The sequence below is a fragment of the Achromobacter deleyi genome (genome assembly GCF_902859705.1).
In the GTDB taxonomy this organism is placed as follows: domain Bacteria; phylum Pseudomonadota; class Gammaproteobacteria; order Burkholderiales; family Burkholderiaceae_B; genus Achromobacter; species Achromobacter deleyi.
Genome location: NZ_CADIJO010000003.1, coordinates 208,623 through 233,793, shown reverse-complemented (window position 1 = coordinate 233,793; position 25,171 = coordinate 208,623). Strand labels below are relative to the sequence as shown.

Annotated in this window: 26 protein-coding genes; 6 read left to right on the top strand and 20 right to left on the bottom strand. The window is 67.7% G+C overall.

Annotated elements, in window-relative coordinates; all coding sequences use genetic code 11:
• Positions 1-2 precede the first annotated feature (2 nt).
• Positions 3-566 carry a UbiX family flavin prenyltransferase gene (locus HV798_RS06065; RefSeq protein WP_025138455.1) on the top strand — a complete coding sequence of 188 codons (564 nt, stop codon included), beginning with the start codon at positions 3-5 and terminating at the stop codon, positions 564-566.
• Positions 567-664: 98 nt separating this feature from the next.
• Here HV798_RS06065 and HV798_RS06060 read toward each other — a convergent pair whose 3' ends face one another.
• Entirely contained in the window at positions 665-1,738 is a 1,074-nt protein-coding gene (locus HV798_RS06060) for a DUF6817 domain-containing protein (protein WP_175191646.1), read from the bottom strand.
• Positions 1,739-1,920: 182 nt separating this feature from the next.
• On the opposite strand from HV798_RS06060, the gene HV798_RS06055 reads away from it, so the two are divergent.
• Both HV798_RS06055 and HV798_RS06050 read left to right on the top strand, forming a co-directional pair.
• Positions 1,921-2,718 carry a MetQ/NlpA family ABC transporter substrate-binding protein gene (locus HV798_RS06055; RefSeq protein WP_175191647.1) on the top strand — a complete coding sequence of 266 codons (798 nt, stop codon included), beginning with the start codon at positions 1,921-1,923 and terminating at the stop codon, positions 2,716-2,718.
• A gap of 11 nt (positions 2,719-2,729) precedes the next feature.
• A complete protein-coding gene (locus tag HV798_RS06050) occupies positions 2,730-3,269 on the top strand; it encodes a 1,2-dihydroxy-3-keto-5-methylthiopentene dioxygenase (protein WP_175191648.1) in 540 nt (179 codons plus the stop codon).
• Between the two features lie 15 nt (positions 3,270-3,284).
• Here the strand turns inward: HV798_RS06050 and HV798_RS06045 are convergent, their stop codons facing one another.
• Genes HV798_RS06045 through HV798_RS06030 form a run of 4 tightly spaced genes read right to left on the bottom strand, consistent with a single transcriptional unit; the run spans position 3,285 to position 7,393 of the window.
• Complete coding sequence (locus HV798_RS06045; protein WP_425486125.1) at positions 3,285-4,103, bottom strand: SDR family NAD(P)-dependent oxidoreductase; 819 nt, start codon at positions 4,101-4,103, stop codon at positions 3,285-3,287.
• Complete coding sequence (locus tag HV798_RS06040; protein ID WP_175191650.1) at positions 4,103-4,891, bottom strand: citryl-CoA lyase; 789 nt, start codon at positions 4,889-4,891, stop codon at positions 4,103-4,105. The genes HV798_RS06045 and HV798_RS06040 overlap by 1 nt, the downstream gene beginning before the upstream one ends.
• Positions 4,888-6,393 carry a class I adenylate-forming enzyme family protein gene (locus HV798_RS06035; protein WP_175191651.1) on the bottom strand — a complete coding sequence of 502 codons (1,506 nt, stop codon included), beginning with the start codon at positions 6,391-6,393 and terminating at the stop codon, positions 4,888-4,890. Before HV798_RS06035 ends, HV798_RS06040 begins: the two co-directional genes overlap by 4 nt.
• 10 nt (positions 6,394-6,403) lie before the next feature.
• A complete protein-coding gene (locus HV798_RS06030; protein WP_175191652.1) occupies positions 6,404-7,393 on the bottom strand; it encodes a tripartite tricarboxylate transporter substrate binding protein in 990 nt (329 codons plus the stop codon).
• Positions 7,394-7,495: 102 nt separating this feature from the next.
• Here HV798_RS06030 and HV798_RS06025 point away from each other — a divergent pair, with 102 nt between their 5' ends.
• Positions 7,496-8,290: an IclR family transcriptional regulator gene (locus tag HV798_RS06025; RefSeq protein ID WP_175191653.1), complete on the top strand. Its 795-nt coding sequence runs from the start codon at positions 7,496-7,498 to the stop codon at positions 8,288-8,290.
• A 63-nt stretch (positions 8,291-8,353) separates the two neighbouring features.
• Here the strand turns inward: HV798_RS06025 and HV798_RS06020 are convergent, their stop codons facing one another.
• The 4 genes from HV798_RS06020 to HV798_RS06005 form a co-directional block, all read right to left on the bottom strand.
• Positions 8,354-8,899 (bottom strand): DUF934 domain-containing protein, encoded by a 546-nt coding sequence (locus HV798_RS06020; RefSeq protein WP_175191654.1) that lies wholly within the window; start codon positions 8,897-8,899, stop codon positions 8,354-8,356.
• Positions 8,892-10,628, bottom strand: a complete 1,737-nt coding sequence (locus HV798_RS06015) for a nitrite/sulfite reductase (protein ID WP_025138465.1) — start codon at positions 10,626-10,628, stop codon at positions 8,892-8,894. The genes HV798_RS06020 and HV798_RS06015 overlap by 8 nt, the downstream gene beginning before the upstream one ends.
• A 264-nt stretch (positions 10,629-10,892) precedes the next feature.
• Positions 10,893-11,084: a DUF2970 domain-containing protein gene (locus HV798_RS06010; RefSeq protein ID WP_025138466.1), complete on the bottom strand. Its 192-nt coding sequence runs from the start codon at positions 11,082-11,084 to the stop codon at positions 10,893-10,895.
• Positions 11,085-11,196: 112 nt separating this feature from the next.
• Complete coding sequence (locus HV798_RS06005; RefSeq protein ID WP_025138467.1) at positions 11,197-12,120, bottom strand: LysR family transcriptional regulator; 924 nt, start codon at positions 12,118-12,120, stop codon at positions 11,197-11,199.
• A 239-nt stretch (positions 12,121-12,359) separates the two neighbouring features.
• Here HV798_RS06005 and HV798_RS06000 point away from each other — a divergent pair, with 239 nt between their 5' ends.
• Positions 12,360-13,703, top strand: a complete 1,344-nt coding sequence (locus tag HV798_RS06000; RefSeq protein ID WP_175191655.1) for a DUF3100 domain-containing protein — start codon at positions 12,360-12,362, stop codon at positions 13,701-13,703.
• Positions 13,704-13,807: 104 nt separating this feature from the next.
• On the opposite strand, the gene HV798_RS05995 is transcribed toward HV798_RS06000, so the two are convergent.
• The 11 genes from HV798_RS05995 to HV798_RS05945 form a co-directional block, all read right to left on the bottom strand.
• Positions 13,808-14,389, bottom strand: a complete 582-nt coding sequence (locus HV798_RS05995; RefSeq protein ID WP_175191656.1) for a hypothetical protein — start codon at positions 14,387-14,389, stop codon at positions 13,808-13,810.
• A gap of 223 nt (positions 14,390-14,612) precedes the next feature.
• A complete protein-coding gene (locus tag HV798_RS05990; RefSeq protein ID WP_175191657.1) occupies positions 14,613-15,218 on the bottom strand; it encodes a glutathione S-transferase in 606 nt (201 codons plus the stop codon).
• A gap of 27 nt (positions 15,219-15,245) precedes the next feature.
• Positions 15,246-16,952: an FAD-dependent oxidoreductase gene (locus HV798_RS05985; protein WP_175191658.1), complete on the bottom strand. Its 1,707-nt coding sequence runs from the start codon at positions 16,950-16,952 to the stop codon at positions 15,246-15,248.
• A 5-nt stretch (positions 16,953-16,957) separates the two neighbouring features.
• Positions 16,958-17,698: an SDR family NAD(P)-dependent oxidoreductase gene (locus HV798_RS05980; protein ID WP_175216343.1), complete on the bottom strand. Its 741-nt coding sequence runs from the start codon at positions 17,696-17,698 to the stop codon at positions 16,958-16,960.
• Positions 17,699-17,706: 8 nt separating this feature from the next.
• Positions 17,707-18,459: an SDR family NAD(P)-dependent oxidoreductase gene (locus tag HV798_RS05975; RefSeq protein ID WP_175191660.1), complete on the bottom strand. Its 753-nt coding sequence runs from the start codon at positions 18,457-18,459 to the stop codon at positions 17,707-17,709.
• Between the two features lie 9 nt (positions 18,460-18,468).
• On the bottom strand, positions 18,469-19,188 hold the full coding sequence (locus HV798_RS05970; RefSeq protein ID WP_175191661.1) for an ABC transporter ATP-binding protein: 720 nt from the start codon (positions 19,186-19,188) through the stop codon (positions 18,469-18,471).
• Positions 19,181-19,945 carry an ABC transporter ATP-binding protein gene (locus tag HV798_RS05965; RefSeq protein ID WP_025138476.1) on the bottom strand — a complete coding sequence of 255 codons (765 nt, stop codon included), beginning with the start codon at positions 19,943-19,945 and terminating at the stop codon, positions 19,181-19,183. Before HV798_RS05965 ends, HV798_RS05970 begins: the two co-directional genes overlap by 8 nt.
• Complete coding sequence (locus HV798_RS05960; RefSeq protein WP_175191662.1) at positions 19,942-20,946, bottom strand: branched-chain amino acid ABC transporter permease; 1,005 nt, start codon at positions 20,944-20,946, stop codon at positions 19,942-19,944. The genes HV798_RS05965 and HV798_RS05960 overlap by 4 nt, the downstream gene beginning before the upstream one ends.
• Positions 20,943-21,845, bottom strand: coding sequence for a branched-chain amino acid ABC transporter permease (locus HV798_RS05955; RefSeq protein WP_025138478.1), 903 nt, complete (start codon positions 21,843-21,845; stop codon positions 20,943-20,945). Before HV798_RS05955 ends, HV798_RS05960 begins: the two co-directional genes overlap by 4 nt.
• 72 nt (positions 21,846-21,917) lie before the next feature.
• Positions 21,918-23,129 (bottom strand): ABC transporter substrate-binding protein, encoded by a 1,212-nt coding sequence (locus tag HV798_RS05950; RefSeq protein ID WP_025138479.1) that lies wholly within the window; start codon positions 23,127-23,129, stop codon positions 21,918-21,920.
• A gap of 79 nt (positions 23,130-23,208) precedes the next feature.
• Positions 23,209-24,000: an SDR family NAD(P)-dependent oxidoreductase gene (locus HV798_RS05945; protein WP_025138480.1), complete on the bottom strand. Its 792-nt coding sequence runs from the start codon at positions 23,998-24,000 to the stop codon at positions 23,209-23,211.
• A gap of 204 nt (positions 24,001-24,204) precedes the next feature.
• On the opposite strand from HV798_RS05945, the gene HV798_RS05940 reads away from it, so the two are divergent.
• On the top strand, positions 24,205-24,882 hold the full coding sequence (locus HV798_RS05940; protein ID WP_025138481.1) for a GntR family transcriptional regulator: 678 nt from the start codon (positions 24,205-24,207) through the stop codon (positions 24,880-24,882).
• Positions 24,883-25,171: the final 289 nt, after the last annotated feature.

The window sequence follows — 25,171 nt, the reverse complement described above, 5'->3', positions numbered from 1 at the left end:
CCGTGCGGCGTCTGGTTATCGGCATCACGGGGGCCACGGGGTCCCTTTACGCAGTGCGCATGCTGCAGGCGCTGCGCGGCGTGGACGATGTCGAGACGCACCTGGTGGTATCGGCCTCGGGCGTGCTGAACATCAAGCACGAGCTTGATGTCAGCCGCCATGATGTCTACGCGCTGGCCGACCACGTGCACAGCGTGCGCGATGTGGGCGCCACGCTGGCCAGCGGTGCGTTCCAGACGGCGGGCATGGTGATCGTGCCGTGTTCGATGCGCACGCTGGCGGCGGTGGCGCATGGCCTGTCGGACAACCTCATCACCCGCGCGGCCGACGTGACGTTGAAAGAACGCCGGCGCCTGGTGATGATGGTGCGCGAAACGCCCTTCAACCTGGCGCACCTGCGCAACATGACGGCCGTGACGGAAATGGGTGGTATCGTGTTTCCGCCGTTGCCGGCGTTCTATCACCGGCCTGCCAGCATCGAGGAAATGGTGGACCACACCGTGGCCCGCGTGCTGGAACTGTTCGATATCCACGTGCCCGGCCCGCACTGGGAAGGCACGAAGTAAACACCGCGGCGGCCAGCGCCACCGCGGCAAAACGCCCCGGGGATCCATCCGATCCCCGGGGCGTTTTTCCTGGCGGGGGCGGCGAGCGGCCGCGCGGGTTATTCGACCAGCCCCAGCCCGTTCAGGGCGGCCAGGTTCTCCGGCCAGCGGCGCGCGCGCGCGTTTTGCAATTCGATGCGGGCCCACGCCATCCAGCCGGCCCATTCGATGCGCTTGTCCCAGGCGGTGCCCCAGGCTTGCAGGGCGGCCAGGCCCGCCGCGGCATGGCGTTCGGCGGCGTCGAAATCGTCGGCGGTCAGCGCCAGCTGGGCCAGCAACAGACGCGGCTCGCCCACCCACGGGTTGTGTTCGACTGCGGCTTCCAGCATGTGGCGGGCGCTGTCCATTTCGGTCAGGGGCTGCATGCGCGTGACGACCTGCCAGTACAGCGCGCTGGCCGCGGCTTCGTCGCGCGGCGTGAGCGTGGCGCGGCAGTGGTCGAAGGCCGGCGGCACGGGTATGCCGGTATCGGCCGGCAAGGTGGCCAGCGGCGCCAGCAGGTGCGACAGCATCGACAGGATGTTTGACGGCGGCTTGAGCGGCCCGGGCCAGAGCGACGCGGCCCAATTCGTTTTCAGGTCGCGGCGCTGCTGTTGCGGATAGCCGGCGAAGATCTCGTCTTGCCAGCTGTGCCATTGCTCGCCGATGTCGGCGGCGGACACCACGATGAAGGCGGCGACCTGGCGCGGCGTGAAGGTGAACACCTGGCCGTCGGCGCCTTCGAGCGTGAGGCCATCGGGGCCTGCGCCCTGGCCTTGCAGGATCGCCTGGACGAATCGGGTGCGCGGCATGGCGCAGAACAGGCTGACCCATTCTTCGGCTTCGGCGCCCAGCACGTCGCGCAGGGTGTTGCGTTCGCGTTCGCGGTCGAACAGGGTCAGGTCGACGTATTCGTTGCCATAGACGCTGTGGAACAGGCCCAGCAGCCGGACTTCGCGCGGCTGGTTCCAGAGCGTGAGCGTGCGGTACACGCCCAACAGGTGATGCTTGAACGTGCCGGCCTTGTGCCAGTCTTCGCCCGCGCTGCGGGCGAACAGCAGGTCGAGCAGGGCGGGCAGGTCGGCATCCACCGCGGCGTAGTGATCGGCCAGCAGGGCGCGCGCGTGCGGGTGCAGTTCGGTAGGGGTGGACATGGACGTAGCGGGTGGGTGATGAAGGTCAGCCGCTATTGTGTCGCGCCAGCGCAAGCTTGTCATGGCGATGCGTCTTATATGGGTTTGAACATATCAATATGAAAATTCATCGCTTCCGGTTTTGAAGCGTGGTCACTAGAATCCGGGGCTTCCTCTACCCGTTTGATTCGTCGAGACCCGCCATGCGCCTACGCTACACCCTGGCCGCCTTTGCCACCCTTATCGGATTTGCCGCCGCCGCGCCGGCCCTGGCGCAGGACGCCGAACTGAAGGTCGGCGTGACCGTCGGCCCGCACGCCCAGATCGGCGAAGTGGTGCAGCAGGTGGCCGCCAAGCAGGGCCTGAAGGTCAAGCTGGTGGAGTTCAGCGATTTCATCCAGCCCAACGCCGCGCTGGACGCCAAGGAGCTGGACCTGAACATCTACCAGCACAAGCCTTTCCTGGAATCGCAGAACAAGGCGCGCGGCTACAAGCTGGTGCCGGTGGCGACCGCGGTGGTGCAGCAGATGGGCATCTATTCCAAGCGCGTGAAGTCGCTGGACGACCTGAAGCCGGGCGCCAAGGTGGCGATTCCCAATGACCCGACCAACGGCGCCCGCGCGCTGCTGGTGCTGCAGGCCGCCAAGCTGATCAAGCTGAAAGACGGCGTGACGGTGACGGCATCGTTGTTCGACGTGGTCGAGAACCCCAAGAACCTGAAGTTCGTCGAGATCGAAGCGGCGCAGCTGCCGCATTCGCTGGCCGACGTGGACGCCGCCGCCGTGAATTCGGCCTACGCGATTCCGGCCGGCCTGTCGCCCGCCAAGGACGCACTGGCGCTGGAAAGCAAGGATGCGCCGTTTGCCGCCGTGGTGATCGCCGCCCGCGAAGACAACAAGAACGACCCGCGCATTGCGCGCTTCATCAAGGCGTATCAGTCCGATGAAGTGAAGGCATTCGTGGCCAAGCAGTTCCCCGGCGCGTACACCACGTCCTGGTAAGCGCGGCGCCCATGTCTTCGCTGACGATCTATCCGCAGGATGATCCCGCCGCTGGCCGCCGCATCGACGAGGCCGGCGAGATCCGGCGCGAGTTGGCCGCCATCGGCGTGACCTTCGAGCGTTGGCAGGCGCGGGCGCCCGTTGCGCCGGGCGCGCCGCAGGCCGACGTGCTGGCGGCGTATCGGCCCGAGATCGACCGGCTGGTGGCCGAGCGCGGCTACCGCAGCGTCGACGTGGTCAGCCTGGACCCGTCGCATCCGGACCGCGAGGCGCTGCGCCGCAAGTTCCTGGCCGAGCACACGCATGCGGATGACGAGGTGCGCTTCTTCGTGGCCGGCAGCGGCCTGTTTACCTTGCACGCGGCCGGCCGCGTCTATGCGGTGCTGTGTGAAAAAGACGACCTGATCTCGGTGCCCGCCGGCTTGCCGCACTGGTTCGACATGGGGTCGGCGCCGGCCTTCACCTGTATCCGGCTGTTCAACGACCCGGCCGGCTGGGTGGCGCAGTTCACGGGCGACGCCATCGCGGCCCGTTTCCCGGCGCTGCCGTAGCGCGGCCGCCTGGCCTTACGCGTACTTGCCCGTCAGCCCGCCATCCACCAGCAATTCCGTGCCGGTGATGTAGGACGCTTCGTCCGACATCAGGAACGCCACCGCGTTCGCCACTTCCCAGGGCGTGCCCATGCGGCCCATCGGCACCTGCCGGTCGCGCGCGGCGCGGGCGGCTTGCAGGTCGTCGGCGTCGAACATGCGCGCCACGTTCCTGGCCACGCGCGGGGTGTCGATCAAGCCCGGAATCACCGTGTTCACGCGGATGCCGTCGGCGGCGTACTGCTGGGCCGTCATGCGCGCGAAGTGAATGACGGCGGCCTTGCTGACGCTGTAGGCCAGGTGCGGATAGCCGGTGTAGCGGATGCCGGCCACGGAAGAGACCGTCACGACGGACCCGCCGCCCTGCTGCCGCATCAGCGGCGCCAGCAGGCGCAGGGCGATGAGCAGGCTGGTGACGTTGACCTGCTGGATGCGGTCCCAGTCGGGCAGCGAGATGTCTTCGGGGCCGCCCACCTGGCCGATGCCGGCGTTGGCCTGCAAGGCATCGATGCGGCCGTAGCGGCGCATGGCGGCGTCCACCGCGGCCTGCATGGCGTCCGGATCGGCCACGTCGGCCTGCACGGGCAGGGCGCTGCCGCCAGCCTGTTCGACTTCGTGCGCCGCGTCTTCGGCCGCGGCCAGGCTGGAGTCCAGCGCGATGATCGCGGCGCCCTGGCGCGCCAGCGTCACGCAGCTGGCCTTGCCGATGCTCCAGCCCGCGGCCGACGCGCCGGCGCCGGCCACCAGCACGACCTTGCCGGCCAGGCGGGCGCCGGGCGCGGCGGGCATGGGCATCACGACGCGTCCCCGCTGTTCTGGTGCGACTTGCCCTGGCCGACGTAGGGAATCGCGTGGTCGATGGTTTCCCAGATGTAGCGGCCGGAGGGGCTTTGCTGTTCCTCGGCCACGTGCGACACCAGGCCGGCGGCGCGCGAGATGACGGCAAAGCCGCGCATCAGGGCCGTGGGCACGCCGATTTCACTCAGCAGCGCGGCGACCGCGCCAGTGGCGTTGATGGTGATGTGCTTGCCGTAGACCTCGTCCACCGCCGCCGCCAACAGGCGCAGGGCCCTGAGCGAGTCGCCCGGCAGGTCGGGCTCGGCTTCGGCCAGCGCCAGCAGCTTGATCGAGCGGGGATCGTCAGGCTTGTGCAGGTGGTGGCCGAAGCCGGGCAGGGCCTGGCGGCTTTGGCGGAATTCACGCGCAATCGCCTGGGCCTCGGCCGCGCCGTCGGCGGCCTGGCGGATGCGGTCCAGCAGGCGCGAGCAGTTTTCCATGGTGCCGACGAACTGGCTGCCCACCGCCATCAGGCCGGAGGCCACGGCGCCTTGCAGGTTTTCGGGCGCGCTCATGTAGATCAGCCGCGTGGCGATGGCGCTGGGCGTCATGCCGTGTTCCATCAGCGTGACCAGCACCGCGTCGACGATGCGCATGTCCACCGGCCGTGCCTCGCGCCCCAGGATCTGCATGATCATCACTTCGGTGAAGCTTTTCTTGCCGATCAGGTCTTCGACCAGGTCGACGTCGCGGTACGACATGCCGGTCAGGTGATGGGCGCACAGGCGGGTTTCGGGCGTGTTCATGGGGTCTCCTTCAGGGCCGCGTCGCGCACGGCGTTTTTCAGCACCTTGCCGACGGGCGAACGCGGCAGGCTGTCGTGGATATGGAACTGCTTGGGCGTGGCGACCGGGCCGAGCAGGCCGCGCACGTGGGCCTTGAGGGCTTCGGCATCGGCCATGGCGCCGGGGTGGAACTGCACCGCGGCGTGAACGGCTTCGCCCCATTTGTCGTCGGGCAGGCCGAAGACCGAGCATTCGTACACGGCCGGGTGCGCCGACAGGGCGTTCTCGACGTCCACCGGGTACACGTTGAAGCCGCCGGTGATGATGACGTCGCGCAGGCGGTCTTTCAGGAACAGGTAGCCGCGGGTGTCGATCAAACCGGTATCGCCGGTGTGCAGCCAGCCGTCGATGAGGGTCTCGGCGGTTTTCTCGGGCAGGCGCCAGTAGCCGGACATGACCAGGTCGCCGCGCACCACCACTTCGCCGATCTCGCCGCGCGGCAACAGTGCGCCATCGGGCGCCATGATGGCCACGTCCGACAGCCAGGTGACGCGTCCGACCGAGGCGCGGTTCTCGGGGGCTTCCAGGTCGGCGGGGCGCAGCACGGTGACGATCTGCGGCGCTTCGGTCTGGCCGTAGGTGGTGCCCAGCACGGGGCCGAAGAACGCGCGGGCGCGTTCGATCTTCTCGGGCGGCATGGGCGCGCCGCCGTAGATCAGGTTGCGCAGCCGGGGAAAGTCGGCGCGCGATACGCCCGGCTGCGCCATGATCATGTAGATCAGGGTGGGCGGCATGAAGCTGAGCGTGCCGCCGCGTTCGCGAAAGGCGGCGGTGATGGCGGCGGGCGTGGCGGCATCCAGCAGCACGTGCGCGCCGCCGCTGGCCAGTACCGGCAGCAGGTAGGTGCCCGTGCCGTGCGTGACGGGGGCGGCGACCACATAGCGGTCGTCGGGCGTCAGCCCCCAGTTGGTGATCTGGTTGATGATGCCGGCGTTCCAGGCGTGGTACGGCTGCATCACGCCCTTGGGCAGGCCGGTGGTGCCGCCGGTGAACTTGATGGCCTGGGTGGCCTCGCGCGGCAAGGCATGGCGCAGCGGCTCGCGGCCGGCGGCGCCCGCCAGCAGGGCATCCACGGCCAGGCCGGCCGCGTCGGCCCCCAGGCTGATGCGCTGGCCCACGCCGGCCGGCACCAGCGCGTCGCCGGCCGCATCGACGATGACGATCGACGGCTCGGTAGCATCCAGGATGCGCCCGATTTCACGCGCGGTGCTGCGGTAGTTCAGCGGCACCCAGATCTTGCCGCTGGCCAGCACTGCCAACAGCGCCAGGATATGGCGGCTGGAATTGCCGGCGCACAGGGCCACGCGGGTCTGCGGCAACGGGTCCAGGTCTTGCAGGGCGGCCGCCAGCGCCCGCACGTCCGCGGCCAGCCGCGCATACGTCACCTGGCCTTCGGGCGCGTCCAGCGCCACGCGGTCCGGGTATTGCTCGGCGGCGCGGAAGAAGAAATCAATCGGGTACACCCTGTGCTCCTCAGTTGGCTTTGATGTCGGCGCTCTTGACCACGGCGCCCCATTTGTCGATTTCGCTGGCGATCATCCTGGCGAATGTCTCTTGCGTGTTGGGCGGTTGCGGCGCGTAGAAGCCGGATTGCTTGTAGGACGCTTGCAAGGCCGGATTGGCCAGCGCCTTGTTCATGGCCTGGTTCAGGCGGTCGACGACGGCTTGGGGCGTGCCGGCCGGCGCCATCAGGCCGAACCAGGATTCGACGTCGAAGCCGGCCAGGCCCGATTCGGCCAGCGTCGGCACGTCGGGTACGGCGGGCAGGCGCTCTGGCGAGGTGACGCCGATGGCGCGCAGCTTGCCGGCCTGCACGTGCGGCAGCGACGAGGGCAGGTTGTCGAACATGGAATCCACCTGGCCGCCCAGCAGGTCGGCCACGGCCGGGCCGCTGCCGCGATAGGGCACGTGCAGGATGTCGGTGCCGGTGCGCATCTTGAACAGCTCGCACGACAGGTGGATGGACGAGCCGCTACCCGACGAGGCGCAGGTCAGCTTGCCGGGGTTTTTCTTGGCGTAGGCAATGTATTCCTGCACGCTCTTGATCGGCACCTTGGGGTTGACCACCAGGATGTTCGGAATGGTCGCCAACAGGCCGATGGGCTTGAAGTCTTTGATGAAGTCGTAGTTCAGCTGGCTGTAGAGCGTGCGGTTGATGGTGTTGGCGATGGAACCGACATACAGCGTGTAGCCGTCGGGCGCGGCGCGCGAGACGATTTCGGCGCCGATGTTGCTGTTGGCGCCCGTCTTGTTTTCCACCACGATGGTCTGGCCCAGTTCTTCGGTCAGCGCCTTGGCTACCAGCCGGGCCACGATGTCGGTGGCGCCGCCCGCGGCATAGCCCACCACCAGCGTTACCGGGCGTTCGGGGTAGGGCTTGGCGGCGGTGGCGGGTGCGGCCAGGGCCAGGGCCCCCGCGAGGGCTGCCGCCGCGGCGGTGAGCCGCTTGCTCAATGTCTTCATGGTTGTCTCCGTCCTGTTTGTCTAATATTTGGACAGATCTTTGCCTGCCCGACTTCATAGTGGGCTTTGATAGGCGCGTCATCAACGCAAGGTGTCCAGAAAATGAACAAGACGGAGACAGAGGGCGATGGGCCGCGTGTGCTGCGGCGCGGCCTGCGGGTGCTGGGCGTGTTGCGCCAGGCCGGCGCGGTCGGCATGCACGTGACGGACATTGCGCGGGCGGCGGGCATGCAGCGGTCTACGGTGTACCGCTATCTGGATGTGCTGGCCGAAGAAGGCTATGCGCTGCGCGAGGCCGACGCGCCGCGCTGGCGCATGGCGGAACTGGGCGTGATGATGGCCGGCGATCCGCATGCCCAGGCCGTGCGCAGCCTGCGGCCGGTGCTGCGGCAGATCAGCGATGTCAGCGGCGATTCGGCCTTTCTGATCTGCCGGGCCGGCGGCGATTCACTGTGCCTGCATCGCGAGGTGGGCAACTACCCCGTGCAGGTGCTGGCCGTGACGGTGGGCCATCGCCAGCCGCTGGGCGTGGGCGCGGCCGGGCTGGCGCTGCTGGGGGCGTTGCCCGCGGCCGAAGCCGACGAAGTCATCCTGCAGAACGAACAGGCCTTGCGGGCCTATGGCGGCATGACGGTGGCGCAGATGCGGCGCCTGGCGGAAAACACCCGCGACCGCGGTTGGGCGGTGGTGGGCAATGCGGCGGTGCCGGGCGTGCTGGGCGTAGGGGTGGCGCTGTGCGATGCCAGCGGCTATCCGCGGCTGGCGGTCAGCGTGTCCAGCCTGATCAGCCGCATGCAGGCGCCGCGCCAGCGCAGCATCGCCGACCTGATCCGCGCGCAACTGGCGCAAGACGAGATCAAGCGCCAGCGCTGGACCATGCCGGGGGAGCAGGCCTGAGGGTCGTCAGGAAGGCGGGGGCGCTGTCGACCCAGGTATGAATCCCGGGTCGGCGCGTGGGGATCAGACCTGGGCCGGCGCCGGGGCGCGGTAGGTCTTCTGGTAGTGCACCGTGAACGTCTTGAACGCATCCAGCGCCTTGCGCGGGTCGTGGCCCGGCTTGACCAGGAAGCTGTCGAAGCCGACGCGCGCCTGGTAGTGGATGGTGTCGATCATCACATCGCCGACGGCGCGCAATTCGCCCGTCCAGTGGTAGCGCGTGCGCAGCAGCTGCGCCAGCGAGTAGCCGCGGCCATCGGTGTAGACGGGAAAGTCCACCGCGATGAAGGCGATGCCGGCGGGGTTGAGCGTGCCGTCGGCATCGAGCAGGTCGCGCAGGTCGGCGTCCGGTGCCAGCAGCACGGCCACCGGGTGCTGGTGGCGGCGCAGCGTGGCGTGCGAGGCCTTCCAGGTGGCAAGCGGCACGATCCAGCCCGGTTCGTCGCTGGGCACCTGGCCTTCGGCGGCCACTTCAGGTTCGGGCACGAAGCTGCGCGCGGTGTCGGCTTGCAGCTGGCCGTTGCGGATCAGGTGCGGGCCGGGCGCGTCATGGGCGTAGACCTCAGACATGGGCGGCCTCCTGGGCGGGCTTGGCGAAGGCGGGGTCGGCGTAGACGTCCTGTTTGAAAGGGTCGATGCCGACGCGGTCCACCACGTCGATGAAGCGTTCTTCTTCGCTGTCGCGCAGGCCCAGGTAGGTCTGGATCAGGCGGTCGACCACGCCGGGCACCTGGTCGCGGGCGAACGACGGGCCGATGATGCGGCCGATGGCGGCGCCGCCGCCCTTGGTGGATTCAATGTCGGGCAGCGGCTTGGCGGCGCCGTTCTGGCGTCCGCCGATGGTGACCTGATACCACTCTTCGCCGGCCTTATCGACACCCAGGATGCCGATGTGGCCCACGTGGTGGTGGCCGCAAGAGTTGATGCAGCCGGAGATGTTCAGGTCCAGCTCGCCGATCTCGAACAGGTAGTCCAGGTTGTCGAACTGGCGCTGGATGGCCTCGGCGACGGGGATCGACACGGCATTGGCCAGCGCGCAGAAATCCCCGCCCGGACAGGCGATGATGTTGGTGAGCAGGCCGACGTTGGCCGTGGCCAGGTTCAGCGCGTCCAGCTTGCCCCACAGTTCGTGCAGGCGCGCGCGGCGCACGTCGGCCAGGATCAGGTTCTGTTCATGCGACACGCGCAGTTCGCCAAAGCCGTATTCGTCGGCCAGCGCCGCCACCGCGTCCATCTGGTCGGCGGTGATGTCGCCCGGCGGCACGCCGGTGGCTTTCAGCGACACGGTCACGGCGGCATAGCCGGCCGCCTTGTGGGCATGCACGTTGGTGCGGACCCAGCGCGCGAAGCGCGGGTCGGCGGCGGCCAGGGCGGCCGTGTTGTCGGGTTCGTCCGCGGCGCTGGCGTCGTACTGCGGCCAGACAAAGCGCGCGGCGATGGTGTCGACGAATTCCTGCGTGATGGTGTCCGGGCCGCCCTTGATGAGCTGCCACTGTTCATCCACCTGTTGCGCGTAGACCTCGGGCGTCAGGTCCTTGACCAGGATCTTGATGCGCGCTTTGTACTTGTTGTCGCGGCGGCCGTGCAGGTTGTAGACCCGCAGCGCGGCCTGCATGTAGGTCAGCAGGTCCTGCCATTCGACGAAGGGATTGATCAGCTTGCCGACGATGGGCGTGCGGCCCATGCCGCCGCCCACCCACACGCGAAAGCCCAGCTTGCCGTCGCGCTCGACGGCCTGCAGGCCGATGTCGTGCACGCCGACGGCGGCGCGGTCCTGCACGGCGCCACTGACCGCGATCTTGAACTTGCGCGGCAGGAAGGCGAATTCGGGATGCAGCGTGGACCACTGGCGGATGATCTCGCACCACACGAGCGGATCGATCAGCTCGTCAGGCGCGACGCCCGCGAAATGGTCGGTGGTGGTGTTGCGGATACAGTTGCCGCTGGTCTGGATGGCGTGCATCTGCACCGTGGCCAGCTCGGCCAGGATGTCCGGCACGTCTTCCAGCTTGGGCCAGTTGAACTGGATGTTCTGGCGCGTGCTGAAGTGGCCGTAGCCGCGGTCCCACTTGCGCGCGATGTGCGCCAGGGTGCGCAGCTGGCGCGAGGCCAGGATGCCGTACGGAATCGCCACTCGCAGCATCGGCGCATGGCGCTGGATGTACAGGCCGTTCTGCAGGCGCAGAACGCGGAAATCATCTTCGGTGAGCTGGCCGTCGAGGAAGCGGCGCGTCTGGTCGGCGAACTGCGCCACGCGTTGCTCGACGAGCTGCTGGTCGACGGGGTCATACACGTACATGTCTACTGCCCTTGAAGTCTTCTCGGTCTGAGTCCCCAAGGCAAGGCCCGCCGCAGGCGGGCAATGGGGGGATTCATAACCGTAACAGGCAGCCCGGACGACCGTCTAAGTCATTCTAGTAATAAGTGTATGCCCCCACGCCGCACGTGCTTCGCACGCTTGCTGCCCCCCAAGGGGGCTGTCCGGCCTTCGGGCGGCCGGGCGGCCGGACGGCTGTTCTGGCCATGGGCGGCGCAGGTCGCTCGCGCTGCTTATACATGGGCGTTACAACGCCGCGTTGACGGCCCAGCGGGCGACGAAGACCAGGATGGCGACCAGGCACGCGGCCATCAGCAGCCCGGTGAGAATCAGGGGGGCGGGCTTGTTGTGGGCGATGTCGGCGTCGTAGCCGCGGCCGCGGCGCACGCCGAAAAAGCCCCACAGGACGGATTTGGCCGTGCGCAGGAAGCTGAGCATGAAGGTCTCCAGGCAAGGATGGGGATGCAACCACTGTAGGCGTTGCATCCTGGCGGCGACAGAGGCAGATCCGCGCAAAGAGACCGTATCAGATGCGGCCCGATGCGCCTTCTCAAAGCGCGGAAGACGGCGGGGCGCCGATGCCGCGCACGATATGGTCCAGCAGTTCGCGGGCGGCGGGCGAGATATGCCGTCCGGCCCGGCTGAGCACGTGCAGGCTGCCCTGGTTAAGGATCGGGTTGGCCAGCGGCAGGCTGGCCAGGCGCTGCGCGGCCATGTCGGCGGTGACGGCAATCGGCGGGGTCAGGGCGTAGCCGATGCCGGTGGCGGCGAACTGCCACAGCGCCTTGAAGGAAGACGTCGTCAGCACGTTGCGCAGGCGCACCTGTTCGCTGATCTCGGCGGCCTGGATGTGCTGGCGCACGCCGAAGCCTTCCTGCATGGACGCGCCGGGGTAGTCGACCAGGTCGGTCAGCAGCAGCGGGCGTTGCAGCCGCGTCAGCGGATGGTCCTGCCGCACGATGGCGCGGATGGGTTCGGGCCGCGAGTAGTGGGTACGCAGGCGGGCATCGTTGGGCGGCTGGAACACCAGGCCGATGTAGGCCTGGTCATCCACGATGCGCTGCACGATTTCCGAGGTGCGGGCCACGTCGATGTCCAGCGTCACTTCCGGGTGGCTGCGCCAGTAGCCGGGCAGCACGCGGTCGAACATCAGTTCGACGAAGCCTTCGCCCAGCACCAGGTCGATGTGGCCGCGTTCGGCCTTGCGCAGGCTGTCGATTTCCGAGAAGAAGCTTTCCTGGATGTTCTGCTGGCGCTTCACATAGCGCGCCAGGATGTGGCCGGCATCGGTGGGCACGACGCCGCGGCCCCGGCGCTCGAACAGCGCCATGCCGCAGTCGCGCTCCAGCGCGGCGATGGCGCGGCTGACGGCGGACGGGTCCATGTTCAGCACTTCGGCGGCGCCGCGCACCGAACCCCGGCTCATGACCTGCATGAAGTAGTGGGTGCGGCGGGCGTCGAGTTTTTCGTCCATGGGAGCGGCTCCGTGGCGGCAGGGCATCGAAAAATTTGCAACAATACCGAGGGTTTACCCTGATTTATTGCGTGATCTTGCAAAAAATTCCCAGGAAAAGCCCATCCGTTGCATTTTACGCAACGCAATAGCCCCGGTGGTGTCATGGTTGGCTTGCAGCCCCCCGGCGAAAATCGCCGCTGCCGCCCGCCGCGCCGTGGGCGGCCCTAAAACCTACTCACGTTCATCAGGGGAATTCGATGTCTCATGCCAGCGCCAGCTTGGCCGCGCCCACCATGTCGCTGTCCAGCCGCGTCCGCATGCTCGCCGCCATCTTGCTGGTGGTGATCGTGTCCGAAGCGATCGGCAGCGTCACCTTCGCGGTGGGCCCGGGCAAGATCGTTCTGCAGCCCATGCTCTGGGCCATCTTCATCGGCGCGATCGTGGCCGCCTTCGGCCAACGCCTGCCCGCGGGCGCCGGCATCGACACCGCCATGCAGACCCGCATCAGCGGCTATCTGCAATACGCCCTGCTGCCGTTCCTGGCCAAGCTGGGCCTGATGGTGGGCGGCTCGCTGCCGCAGGTGCGCGAGGCCGGCTGGGCGCTGGTGTTCCAGGAATTCGGCCACTTCTTCGGCACCATGGCCATCGGCCTGCCGCTGGCCCTGCTGCTGGGCATCAAGCGCGAAGCCATCGGCGCCACGTTCTCGGTGGGCCGCGAGCCCAGCCTGGCGATCATCGGCGAGCGCTACGGCATGAATTCGCCCGAAGGCCGCGGCGTGATGGCCGAGTACATCACCGGCACCGTGATCGGCGCGCTGTTCGTGGCGCTGATGGCCGGCTTCATCACCAGCCTGAACATCTTCGATCCGCGTTCGCTCGCCATGGGCGCCGGCGTGGGCTCGGGCAGCATGATGGCCGCGGGCGTGGGCGCGATCGCCTCGCAGCAGACGCCGGAAGTGGCGCACCAGGTAGCCGCGCTGGCCGCCGCCGCCAACCTGCTGACCACCGTGGTGGGCGTGTACTTCACGCTGTTCATCTCGCTGCCGACGACCATCTTCCTGTACGGCAAGCTGGAACCCGTGCTGGGCCGCTTCTCGCGCGCCAAGGACGAACCCGCCGCTGCCGCCGCTGCGGATACGGCGGACGGCGAAGTGCCCTCGCACTCGGTGAAGATGGGCTTTGGCGATCGCCTGACCGCCTACGCCATCTGCGGCCTGTTCGCGCTGGTGGGCAACCGCCTGGGCTACAACGTGCCGTTCCTGGACGCGCTGCCCGGCATGGCCATCATCATCCTGCTGGTCGTGATCGCCGACCTGCTGCTGCGCGTCGTGCCCAAGCTGCCGGCCGTGGCCGTGCTGTCGCTGATCGCGATGACCGTGGGCTGCCCGGGCGTGCTGCCGTACTCGGACCAGATCATCGCCGCCGTCGGCAAGGTGAACTTCCTGCCGTTCACGACGGTGATCCTGGCGATGGCCGGCCTGTCGATCCTGAAAGACCTGCCTGCCTTCCGCAAGCTGGGCTGGAAAATCGTGGTGGTGTCGCTGGCCGCCAACGCCGGCACCTTCATGGGCGCCACCGTGATTGCCGAGTTCTTCCACTGATCGTGACGGGCTGTCCGGCCGATGGCCGGGACGGCAGGGGCGGTGAGACTCACCGCCCGCCCAACAGAAAGCCGCCCTTTGCAGGGCGGCTTTTTTTTCGCGCATCAGGTGCGTGCGCCGGGACGGTAGCGCGCATTGTCGGTGACGTTTTCCGTGGGGCCGATGTTCTCGACCTTGGGAATATTCAGGCCGGCGGCCTTCATGGCAACGGCGGTCTGCAATTCCTGCACTTGCGGATTGCCCATCGCCACGCGATACGGCTGCAACGGCGTCAGGCCTTCGATGGTGCCCAGGTCGTTGGCGGTGTCGCCACGCAGCGCGACGGGATCGGGGCGCGCCGAGAAGTCGTCCACCGCGCGGCGCAGGCGGGCGTCGGCGTACAGGTCGCGCAGTTGGTCGACATTGACGGCGGCGGGGGCAGCCGCCAGCGCTTGCGGCGCTTGCGTCATGGCGGGCTGGGCGGCGCGTACGTCGCGGTCGGCCTGGGCCGAGTCCGTGGCCGTGCGGGCAATGCGCTGGGCTTGCCAGGCGGCCTGGGCCTGGGCGCTGCGCTGGGCCAGGCGGGTGGCGGCGTTGCGCGCGGCCCATTCGGCTTCCCAGACCGGGCGGGTGTCGTCCAGCAAGGGAATGCGCGCGGCATAGGGCGCGGCGACTCGGCTGATGGGGGAGACGGCGGTCACGTTCATGCGTGGCTCCCTGGGCGGGTGGGTCTATCGGTTGGGCTGGCAGGCCCCGCGAAAGTTCAATATAGACGTCGGCTCCGGCACCGTCATTTCCATCTGTAAGAAAAAAAAGCCCCTGGCAAGCGCCAGGGGCCAGCGGCGGGTTCAAGCGAACGCGCCGTACCAGGCAGCCGCCCTTCCTGAAGCCCGGCGGGTTCTTCAGGCGTCGCGGCTGCCCAAACCGTGTTCAGGCGTGCGGCAGCGTGGCCTGCATCGACGGACGTTGGTTGAACGTCTTGAACCAGGCCGCAACGGCGGGGTGGCCGGCGCGCCAGTCGAAGTCGGGATAGCGGAAATCCAGGTAGCCCAGGGCGCAGCCCACGGTGATGGTGCCGATGTCCAGCCGGCCTTCCAGGCTGGCGGCGGTCTTTTCCAGTTGCGCCAGGCCGTCGCGCACCTTGCCCAGCTGGCCTTCGTACCAGCCGTCCCAGCGCAGGGCTTCGGGGCGCAGCACGGTTTCGTAGCGGGCCAGCAGGGCCGCGCCCAGCATGCCGTCGCCCAGCGATTGCTCGGCCAGGGCACGCCAGCGGGCGGCGCCGGCCGGGAACAGCGCGCCGCCGCCCAGCTCGTTCAGGTATTCGCAGATGACGCGGCTGTCGAACAGCGCCTGGCCGTCATCGGTGAGCAGGGTGGGCACCTGGCCCAGCGGATTGCTGGGGATGATGGTCTGGTCGCGGGCCACGGGGCCGGCGGCGCTGGGCAGCTTTTCGATGCGGTCGACCAGCCCCAGCTCGTGCGCGATGACCATGCATTTGCGCACAAAGGGCGAGGCGGGCGAGAAGTAGATCTTCATGTGGGGTCCTTGAGGGTTGGCGTAGCGTCAGTGTTGGCCGTGGGCCAGGTGTTGTCCAGCGACCCAGCCGAAGGTCAGCGCGGGGCCCAGCGTGATGCCGGGCGCGGGATAGGCGCCGCCCATGACCGAGTGCATATCATTGCCGACCACATACAGGCCGGCTATCGGCTGGCCGGCTTCGTCCACGGCCTGGGCGTTGCGGTTTGCCGCAATGCCGCATGCCGTGCCGATGTCGCCGGGGACCACCTTGACCGCGTAGTACGGGCCGGCGCCCAGCGGCGCCAGGCAGGGGTTGGGGGCGTGGTCGGGGTCGCCCAGGTAGCGGTTGTAGGCGGTGCCGCCCTTGCCGAAGTCGGGGTCGTGGCCTTCTTCGGCATGCTGGTTGTAGCGTTGCACCGTGGCGGCCAGCGCGTCGGCGGGCACGCCCAGTTCTTGCGCCAGGGCTTGCAGCGTGGGCGCTTGCAGCAGGTAGCCGGCGTCGATCAAATGCTGCCGCGGCCGGCCGCCGGGCAATGCCAGGCCCAGGCCCCAGGTGTCGATGAAGCGCTGGTCGCACAGCAGGTAGGCGGGCACCGTGGGCGTGTCGGCGTGGCTGCGGTACATGGCTTCGACGAACGCGTGGTACGAGGTCGATTCGTTGACGAAGCGGCGGCCGGCGCCGTTGACGGCAATCAGGCCGGGCTTGGCGCGGTCCCACACCAGGTGCGGATAGTGCAGCGGTGCGCGGCCCGGCTGTTCCAGGATGGACACCGGCGCCCAGAATGCGGGGCTGCAATGGCCCTGGCCCAGCGCGGCACCCGCGCCTTCGGCCAGGCGGATGCCGTCGCCGGTATTGTCGCGCGGCGACATCGACCAGTCGCCGGTAGGATGTGGGTAGGCCTGTTGGCGGCGCGCGGAATCCCACGGAAAGCCGCCCGTGGCCAGCACGACGCCGCGGCGGGTGCGGATGTTCATCTGCCGGCCCTGGTGCTCGACGGTAGCGCCCAGCACCGCGCCGTCGTCGCCGCGCACCAGTCCCAATGCTGGCGTATTAAGCCAGTACGGGATGTTGCGCGACAGCAGGGCATGGAACAGCTGCGCGGCCAGCGCATTGCCCAGCAGCAGGCGGGTGCCGCGGTGATAGCCGCGCAGGCGGTCGGCGTAATAGCGCAGCACCAGCTTCATGGCGTGCCGCCAGGAGGTGAAGGCGCGCGTGGCGCGCAGCAGATGCCGCACGTCGGTGATGTTGACCATCATGCCGCCCAGCACGGTGAATTCCTTGAGCGGGTCGCGCAGCGTCCTGAAGTGGCGGCCAAGCTTGCGGCCGTCGAATTCCACCGGGTCCAGCGACCGGCCGCCCAGGGCAGCGCCGGGCCGGTCGGGGTAGTAGTCGGGCGACGCGGTGCGCGCGGCGACCTGCAGGAAACCGCGTTCGACCAGATCGTCCATCATGCGCGGCCCGGCTTGCAGGTAGGCGCGCTTCATGTCGTCGGACGCCGCGGCGCCGACGGTTTCCTGCAGATAGGTCCAGACCTTGTCGAAACTGTCGGGATGGCCGGCGGCGTCGGTCTGCGCGTTCAGCGGTATCCACAGCGCGCCGCCCGAAATCGCGGTCGAACCGCCGATGTGGCCGGTCTTTTCCACCAACAGTACGTCCAGGCCTTCGACGCTGGCAGTGAGCGCGGCGCTCATGCCGCCCGCGCCCGAGCCGACGACCAGCGCGTCGACTTCCTTGTCCCACTTGATGCTGTCCATGCCGCTTATGCTCCCGACCCGCCCAGCGATTTGCCGCCGTCCACGAAAATGACCTGGCCGGTGATGAAGTCCATGTGCGGCGCGGCCAGGAAGGACACGGCATTGGCGATGTCTTGCGGTTGGCCGGCACGCCCGGTGGGCTGCAAGGCCAGTTGCGCGGCCAGGCGCTCGGCGCTCAGGTTGCGCAGCAGCGGCGTGTCGATCAGGCCGGGCGCGATGGCATTGACCAGGATGCCGCGCGGCGCCAGTTCCATGGCCGAGGCCCGCGTGTAGCCCACCAGCGCGGCTTTCGAGGCCACGTAGTGCGGATGGTTCTTCGCGCCCAGATAGGCGCGCGAGGCGATGTTGACGATCTTGCCGCCAGGGGCCAGGTCGCGCGCGGCTTCCTGCGTGAGCGTTGCCACGGCCAGCAGGTTGACGTTGAACATGCGGCGGTAGTCGTCGCTGGTCACGTCAAAGAACTTGCGCTCGTCGAACAGGCCGGCGTTGTTGACCAGCGCGGCCAGCGGCGCCAGTTCGCGCACCAGCTGGCGGGTGGCGTGTTCGTCGGTCAGGTCCACCACGCGGTAGTCGACGGCAAGGCCCTGCGCTTGCAATGCCTGGGTTTCGCGGGCGGCCAGGTCGGCGTTGCGGTCGGCCATGACCACGCGAAAGCCATCGCGCGCCAGGCGTTCCACGATGGCCAGGCCCATGCCGCTGGCGCCGCCCGTGACCAGCGCGGTGCCTGAAGTGTTGTCTGCTTGCATGTCGATTCCTATACGGCCAGGTAGCCGCCGTCCACGGGCAGCACCACGCCGTTCACGTAGCTGGCCATGTCGGAAGCCAGGAACAGCACGGGGCCGACGATTTCGTCGGCGCGCCCGGCGCGTGCCATCGGGGCGCGCTGCATGTACCAATCGGTGCCGTGCGCTTGCGAGCGCTGGCCGGCCGTCATTTCCGTTTCCATCAGCCCGGGCGCGACGGCGTTCACGCGCACGCCGTGCGGCGCCAGGTCGCGCGCCAACACCTCGGTGAACGAGCGCACGCCGCCCTTGGACACCACGTAGCCCGCCGTCGAGATGCCGCAGCCATACGCCACGATCGAGCACAGATTGACGATGGCGCCGCGCGTGGCCTTGAGCTGTTCGACGAAGGCGTGGGTGACGTTGAACGTGCCTTGCAGGTTCACGCTCATGACGCGGTCCCAGATCTGCGGCGTCTGCGGGTCGTCGAACGGGGCGCGCGCCGAAATGCCGGCGTTGTTGACCAGCACGTCGATATTGCCGTGGCGGCTGGCGGATTCGGCGGCGAAGGCGCGCACCGCATCGGCATCGGTCACGTCCAGCGCAACGTCGAACGCACGGCCGCCCTCAGCCGCGATGGCCTGCGCGCTGGCGCGTGCCAACGCGGGGTCCAGGTCGGCCACGATCACCGTGGCGCCCTGGCGGGCAAAGCCCTGGGCAATGGTGGCGCCCAGGCCGCGGCCGGCGCCGGTGACGAGGACTCGCTTGTCTTGCATCATGCTCATGGCAATTTCCTAGGCGCCCAGGTAGGCGCGTTGCACGGCTTCGTCGCTGGCCAAGGCGGCTGATTCGCCTTCCAGCGCGATTTCGCCGTTTTCCAGGATGTAGGCATAGCTGGACACCGACAGCGCCAGCTTCACGTTCTGTTCGACCAGCAGGATGGTGATGCCCTGTTCACGGTTCAGGCGCAGCACGATGTCGAAGATCTGCTCGACCACCAACGGCGACAAGCCCATGGACGGTTCGTCCAAGAGGATCATGCGCGGGCGCGCCATCATGGCGCGGCCGGTGGCCAGCATCTGCTGCTCGCCGCCCGACAGCGTGGCCGCCTTTTGCTCGAAGCGTTCGCGCAGCCGCGGAAAGGTGTCGCACACCATGTCCAGGTCCTGCTTGACCGCCTGGCGGTCGTGCCGCAGGTAGGCGCCCATTTCCAGGTTTTCGCGCACGCTCATGTCGCGGAAGATTTCGCGGCCCTCGGGCACCTGTACGATGCCGCGGCCGACGATGGCGTCCGCCGGCTGGCGATGGATGGCCTCGCCGTCGAAACGCACGCTACCCGCCGTGGGCGACACCAGCCGCGAGATCACATTGAGCGTGGTGGACTTGCCCGCGCCGTTGGCGCCCAGCAGCGCCACGATGGCGCCTTGCGGCACTTTCAGCGAGACGTCCTGCAAGGCGCGGATGTTGCCGTAGGCGGCGCTGACCGACTCGACTTCAAGCAGATACTCAGCCACCGGCGGCTCCCTTGCCCAGATAGGCTTCGATGACGCGGGGGTTGCTGCGCACCTCCGCGGGCGTGCCTTCGGCGATCTTCTCGCCGAACGACATGACGGTGATGCGATCCGAGATCGACATCACCAGCTGCATCACGTGCTCGACCAGCAGCACCGTGATGCCGTCGCGTTCGCACAGCTCGGTCAGGATGCGGTCCAGCGTTTCGATTTCGCGGTTGCGCAGGCCGGCGGCCGGTTCGTCCAGCAAGAGCAGCTTGGGCGAGATGGCCAGTGCGCGCGCCAGTTCCAGCATCTTCTGGCGGCCGAAGTCCAGGCTGCAGGCGGGGGTGTCCAGGAAGTCGGCCAGCCCCACGCGTTCAAGCAGGTGCTCGACGCGTTCGCGCGCTTCGGCGCGGGCGGGGCGCAGCAGGCGCGACGCCGTGGATGCGCCGTGTGCGTAAGTGCCCAGCAGGGCGTTCTCGCGCACCGTCAGCGCGCTGAACAGCTCCAGGTTCTGGAAAGTGCGCGCCACGCCCAGCGCGGCCATTTCGTGCGGCTTTTTCGTCGTGATGTCGACGCCGTCGAACACGATGCGGCCCTGGGTGGGGCGGTAGTAGCGCGAGACGCAATTGAAGGTGGTGGACTTGCCAGCGCCGTTGGGACCGATCAGCGCGTGGATGCGGCCGCGTTCCACCTGCATGGACAGGCCGTTGATGGCCGTCAGGCCGCCGAACTTCACCGTCAGGCCCTGGACGTCGAGATAAGGCTGGGCGCTCATGCGGCGCTCCTTTGCGTGGGTTTGGCGGCCGGGGCGGCGGCGCCCGTGCGCGTGGGCAGCGGGGTGGCCGGCGGGGGCGCGCGGCGGCGCGCGTCGCGGCTGGCGAACAGGCCCTTGGGCGCGAACATCATGAAGCCCATCAGGATCACGCCGTAGATGATTTCCTGGAACGACAGCGCCTGGCGCAGCAGTTCCGAGATCAGGCCGAAGCCCAGCGCGCCGGCAATGGCGCCGCGCACCGAGCCGATGCCGCCTACGACCACCATGGTGAGAATCAGGATGGTGGTCTGGAAGCCCAGGCTTTCGGGGTGGATGAACGAGGCAAAGGTGGTGTACATGCCGCCCGCGATGCCGGCGTACGCCGCCGACAGCGTGAAGGCGGTGCGCTTGATGGCGTTGACGTTCACGCCCATGGCTTGGGCGGCCACATCGCTTTCACGCACGGCCCGGAAGGCCGACCCCAGCTGCGAGCGCGACAGCGCAATGGTGGCCCACAGCAACAGCGCGGCGATTGCCACGACAAACGGATAGGCCTTGATGTCGGACACCAGCTCGTAGCCGAACAGCGTGGCGGGCGAAATCCGAAAGCCGTTCGAGCCGTTGGTGACCGACTGCCAGTTCAGGAACACCCACTGCATCGCCTCGCCAAAGGCAAAGGTGGACAGCGCCAGGTAGATGTCGCGCATGCGCAGCGCCAGCGCGCCGATGATGTAGCCCAGCACGGCGGCCAGCAGGCCGCCCGCCACGATGGACACGAAGAAGGGCGGATGCCAGAGATTGTTGATGAGGCCCGCGGTGTAGATGCCCACGCCGTAGAACGCGGCATGCGACAGCGCGAACTGCCCGGTTTCTCCGATGACCAGGTGCAGGCCCAGGGCCAGCACCACGAACACCATCAAGAGGTTGACGACGTAGATGACATAGCCGCTGGCCACGAACGGCAGGGCGACGAGCACCACGGCCATCAGCGCCAGCAGGGCGGGATCGAGCTTGGATTTCATACTTTCTTCACCTGCAGTTTGCCGCCCAGGAGGCCTTGCGGACGCAGCAGCAGCACCACCATGATGGCGACAAAGGGCGCCACGACGATGGCATTGGTCGAAATGAACAGCCCCACCAGGTTCTCGGCCACGCCGATCACGAAGCCGCCGACCACGGCGCCCGGCAGGCTGGTGATGCCGCCGACGATGGCGGCCGCGTAGGCCAGGATGGCGATGTGGCCGATGTCGGGCGTGATCAGGATCTTGGGCGTGATGAGCAGGGCCGCCACGGCCGAGATCAGGCCGGACAGCGCCCACACCATCATGCGGATGCGCGTCAGGTTCACACCCACCAGGCGCGCGGCCTTGGGGTTCATGCCGACGGCGCGCATGGCCTTGCCCACGCGGGTGTAGGTGAACATCACGTACAGCAGCAGCATCACGCCGACGGCCACCGCGAAGATCACCAGGTCCAGCTGGGTCAGCACGGCGTCGCCGATGATGACGGCGTCGGTGGGCGCCAGCGGCGGCAGCGAGCGCGGCGTGTCGCCCAGCCCGGTCTGGCGCACCAGGCCCTTCAGGGCATAGGCCAGGCCCAGGGTAGCGATGACCATCTGCACGCCCACGCCCTTGGAGGCGATGACGCGTTCCATCACCACGCGCTGGAACAGGCCGGACACCCCCGCCACGACGGCCAGCGTCACGGGGATGACCACTAGGTAGGGCCAGCCCATGACCAGGGTCAGGAACAGGGCGATGTAGCCGCCGACCATGAAGATTTCGCCTTGCGCGAAATTGGGCACGTCGGTGGTCTTGAAGATGATGACGACGGCAACGGCCAGCAGCGCGTACACGCTGCCCGTCACCAGCCCTGACAGCACCCCTTGCTGCAGGAACAACCAGAAATCGGCAAAGCTCATGATGGTCTCCGGCGGTCCGCGCGGCGCTGCGCCGCGGCGCGGACCTGGCCTGTGGCCGTGGTAGCGGCAGGTTTACGGCTGGTACTTCCAGACGCTCTTGAAGGCGCCGGGCACCAGCGACATGTTGGTGCCGTCGAACTTGATGTAGATGGCCGATTCCTGCGCGGCGCGGTCGTTGGGACCGAATTCGATCGGGCCGGCCATGACGCCGGAATCGAACTTCATCGTTTCCAGCGCCGCCAGCACCTTCTCGCGGGTGGGTTGCGGGCCGGCGGCCTTCAGCGCATTGACGACCGCCATGGCGGGCGGCAGGCCATAAGGCATGTAGGTCTGCGGATGGCCCGGCTTGGCGGCCAGGTCGGGGTAGGCCTGCTTGTACATGTCATAGACCCAGGTCAGCTTGGGGCCGCCTGGCATGTCGGCCAGCACGTCCTGGATGTAGACGTTCTTGAAGGCGTCCTTGTTGCCGACGTTCTCGACCAGCTGCTTGAGGTCGGCGGTGCCGTTCACGGCCAGCACGATGGGCTTGTTCCAGCCCAGTTCCTGCGCCTTCTTGATGATCAGTGCGGCGGGGCGGGCGTAGGTGGTCAGGAGCAGCACGTCGGGGTTGGCGGCGCGGATCTTGAGCATCGGCGCGGTGACGTCGGTGATGTTCGGATTGACCGACTGCACCTGCAAGCCCAGGTTGTCCAGCTGCTTGGCCTGGGCCTGCGCGGCTTCCAGGTTCCAGCCGCCGTAGGCGTCATCGTGGTTGATGTAGCCGATCTTTTTGGCTTTCAGGTGTTCGGCGGCAAACTGCACCATCGATCCGCCCACGGCGTGCTGCGAGATCGAGAACGCGCCATAGATGTACTTGGACGGCGGATACAGCGCGCCGTCGCCGGATGCGTTCAACATCACCAGCGGCATCTTTTCGCGTTCGACGTATTCGCGTGCGGCCACGACCGCGGCCGAACACGAGCCGCCATTCAGCAGAAAGACCTTGTCCTGTTCGGTCAGCTTCTTCACCGCGGCGACCAGGTCATTGGCGTTGCAGCGGTCGTCTTCGATCACCAGTTCGATCTGGCGGCCGTTCACGCCGCCTTCCTTGTTGACCTTGGCGTACCACATCTTGGCGGCGTTCAAGACGTCAAAGCCATAGGCCATGCCGCTGCCCGACAGGGGCGCGAACAGGCCGATCTTGATGGTCTTGTCGGTGATGCCCGGTTCCTGCTGGGCCTGGGCGGTGGCGCCGACGGCCAGGGCGCAGAGCGCGGCGGCCGCATAGCGGCGGGGGTGGATCATGGTGTGTCTCCCGTTTTATGTGTGCGCGCCTTTATGCATGGCGCGTTGCTGCGTAGGCGGCCTGGCCGCCGGATAGGGGTTACTGCATGCGATAGCCGCCGTTGACGTCGATGACGCTGCCGGTGATGTAGCCGGCTTCTTCCGAGGCCAGGAATCGCACGGCGGCGGCCACGTCGTCGACGGTGCCGATGCGGCCCAGCGGAATGGCTTGTGCGGCGGCGGCCAGGGCGCCGCTGCTGGTGACGGTGCTGCGCAGCATGTCGGTGTCGATCAGGCCGGGCGCGATGCCGTTGACGGTGACGCCCAGGTGCGCGGATTCGCGCGCCATGGCCTTGGTCAGGCCCAGCACGGCGGACTTGGCGGCGATGTACGAGGCGCTGGAACGGTAGCCGCCCAACTGCGCGGCGACCGAGGTGAAGGTGACGATGCGGCCATGCGCCAGCGGCGCGGCTTCGCGCCGGCGCAGGTAGGCGCGGCCGCACAGGAAGACGCCGCGCGCGTTGACGGCGAAGCTGCGTTCCCAGATGTCCAGGGTGGTGTCTTTGATGAGCGGGCGTTCGCCGTTGGCCTGGAACAGCAGCAGGCCGGCGGCGCTGACTAGGACGGCGATGGGGCCGTGGGTCTGTTCGATCTGGTCGAAGGCGGTCTCGACGGCGGTTTCGTCGCTGACGTCGAAGGCGTGGGCAGCGTGCGGGGCGCCCAGTTCGTCGGCGACGCGGCGGGCCCGCTGGGCATCGACGTCGGACACAATGACGCGGTAGCCGGCGCGCGCCAGTTCCTGGCAGATGGTGGCGCCGATGCCGCCGCCGCCGCCGGTGACGAGCGCAAGACGCGGGGCCGGGCCCGCGGCCGGCGTGGATACATTGGACATGCTGTCTCCTGTTGCACGGGTCGCCTCGCCTTGGGGAGTGCGCCCGTCTGTCTGAATTTTTTGCGATTATGTATACATGGAGGGTGTGGAGGTATAGGGGGTTTCCCTTGGTTCCATACGGATTGAGGCTATCTCATAGGGGAGATCCCTATCAGCGTTTCGCTTGAGACCGTCGTATGTATTCTTCATGTATACAATGAGGCCATGGATACGCTCTCTCAACACGTTACCGATACGCTGCGGGACTGGGTGCTGCACGGCAAGTTCAGCCCCGGCGCCCGCCTGGAGGAAATCCCGCTGGCCGAGAAACTGGGGGTGTCGCGCACACCGGTGCGGGCGGCCCTGGCGACGCTGGGCAATGAGGGGTTGCTGGAACATCTGCCCAAGCGCGGCTATACGGTGCGGGCTTACGACATTGCCGAGATCGTGGCGGCGTACGAGGTGCGCGCGGCGCTGGAAGGGCTGGCCTGTCGGCAGGCGGCGCTACGCGGACTGTCGAATGATGCGGTGGCGGTGCTGAAGAATTGCCTGGATGAAGGGGATCGGATTCTGGGCAAGGGGGTGCTGCTGGCGGAGGACCATCTGCCTTATCAGCAGGTCAACATTACCTTGCACAACGGGATTCTGGAGGCGGCGGGGAATCCGTGGGTGAAGCGGTTTGCGACGCAGGCGCAGGCGATTCCTTATGCGTCGGATCGGATCATCCTATGGGAGGATCATGGGATTATCTTGCGGTCGCATGATGATCATCACCGGATCGTGAACGCGATCATCGGGCGAGATGGGGCGCGGGCTGAGGATCTCATGCGGGAGCATGTCTACTACGCTGGGATCATTCTTAAGAATAATTATGAGAGGTTGGCGCAGGCTTATCGGGTTTAGGGTTTTGCTTTGGCGGCTGTGGGTTCTTTAGCCGCGCGTGACGGGGCAGGCGGGTGAGGGCGGGGCTACGATTGCGGTCCGGAGCCTTCGCTCCGGACTGCCCCTTCGTCATTCTCGTCCGCCTTCGGCTCCCTTCGAATGCCCTCGGGCGCATCTACACGCCCCGCCCTCACCCGCCTGCCCCGTCACGCGCTCTTGATGTGCATTACTGCCGGTTGTTGGGGTGGGCGGTGTGCTTGGCGTGGTGGCCTGGATCGTTTGGGGTTGGAGCGGGTTGCGGGGCTCGCCT